Origin of the sequence: Actinokineospora sp. (assembly GCF_050699995.1) — a bacterium.
GTDB lineage: Bacteria > Actinomycetota > Actinomycetes > Mycobacteriales > Pseudonocardiaceae > Actinokineospora.
In genome coordinates this window covers 1-1,669 of the sequence record NZ_JBOHGC010000287.1, presented here as the reverse complement: position 1 = coordinate 1,669, position 1,669 = coordinate 1, and the positions used below count along the sequence as shown (strand labels likewise).

Annotated in this window: 2 protein-coding genes; both read right to left on the bottom strand. The window is 71.7% G+C overall.

The features are described 5' to 3' along the window. Positions 1 to 746: S1C family serine protease (locus tag ACRDSQ_RS14300; protein ID WP_431421554.1), on the bottom strand; the 746-nt coding region annotated here is incomplete at its 3' end. A 190-nt stretch (positions 747 to 936) separates the two neighbouring features. Continuing rightward, positions 937 to 1,669, bottom strand: a 733-nt coding sequence (locus ACRDSQ_RS14295) for a VWA domain-containing protein (protein WP_431421553.1), incomplete at its 5' end; no start/stop codon positions are given.

Sequence of the window (1,669 nt, the reverse complement as noted above, 5' to 3'; positions counted from 1 at the left end):
CGGTCGACCGGGATGGCGAAGCCGATGCCGATGTTGCCGGAGCGGCTGGAGCTGCCGAGGGTGGCGATGGCGGTGTTGACGCCGACCACCTGACCGGCCGCGTTGACCAGTGGACCTCCGGAGTTGCCCGGGTTGATGGCCGCATCGGTCTGGATCGCGGTCTGCCGGTTGCCGTTGTCGCCGAACTCCGCCTGCCGGTTGACCGCGCTGACGATCCCCGCGGTCACTGTCCCTTCCAGGCCGAGCGGTGACCCGACCGCCAGCACCGGATCACCGACCCGGAGCTGCGACGAGCGGCCGAGCGTGAGCGCGCGCAGTCCCGAGTTGCCGGCGTCCGCGCTGACCTGCAGGACGGCCAGGTCGTTGTCGGAGTCGACGCCGATGATGTCCGCGTCGAGCCTCCGGCCGTTCGACAGGACCAGCGAGACATTGCGGGCTCCTTCCACCACGTGGGCATTGGTGACCACGTGGCCCTGTTGATCAACCGCGAACCCGGACCCGGTCGCCCGCCCCGCCCGGACCGACACCACCCCGGGCAGGACACTCGCGGCTGCGGACGCGATCGACGAGCCGCCCGCGCCCGCCGACGGCGCTGAGGCTTGAGGCAGCTCGACCGGTGCGGCGACGGGGTCGGAGGGGTCGAAGGCTCCACCCGTCACCGCACCGGCGAGTCCGCCGGCCAGGACCGACAGGGCGATCCCGGTCGCCAGCGCCCGCCCAGTACGCCGGCGTACGGGGTCCGTCACCCCGGCCTGAGGTGCCGCCGCCGGAGAGGGGGGAGCCGACAGGGCGGAGGCCGGGGTGACGGAGAAGGGGGTGCTCAACGGCGACGGAGCCGCATGCCGAGCAGTGGGCGGGGCCGGCGGCGGCCCGGGTTGGTAGTGCGGGCCGCGGAAGGGGTGACCGAGATGCGGGCTCATGAAGGCTCCTCGAAGCTCACGGGAGGCGGGAGAACCACAGCAGCGAGGCCAGGCCGGCCAGAAGTGCCGCGGCCAGGGCGATTCCCGCCACCAGGTTGGTGATCTCGCGTTCCTCGGTGGTCCAGCCGATCGACGACTGGAGGTCGGAGTACACGTCGCGGAGTTCCTCGTCGCTCTCGGCGGAGTAGAAGGAACCCTTGGTCGCATCGGCGAGCCCGCGCAAGGACTCGGTGTCGGCGGGGACCGGTACGGACCGGCCTTCGATGGTGACCGTGCCTTCGGGCGTTCCGTACGCGATCGTCGACACCGGCACGCCGGCCTCGGTGGCCGCGTTGGCTCCTTCGTCGATCGGACGGCCCGAGGTGTTCCCACCGTCGGACAGCAGGACGACCCGGGCGGGCGGCGGATCCTCAGCGGCAGCCGCGTCCAGCGAGCGGACCGCCTGCAGGCTGGTCAGTACGGCCTCGCCGATCGCGGTGCTGTTCGACATCCTGAGGTTGCCGATGGCATCGATCGCCGCCTGGTGGTCCGTACTCGGCGGCGCCACCACGGTCGCCGTACCGGCGAAGGAGACGAGGCCGACGTTGAACTGCTCGGGCATGCTGCGGACGAACTCGGTGGCGGCGGTCTTCGCGACCTCGAAACGGTTCGGCGCGACATCTGTCGCCGCCATCGAGTTGGAGATGTCAAGGGCAACGACCACGGTCGCGCGTTCCCGCGGTACGCGGATGTCGGCGACCGGCCGGGCG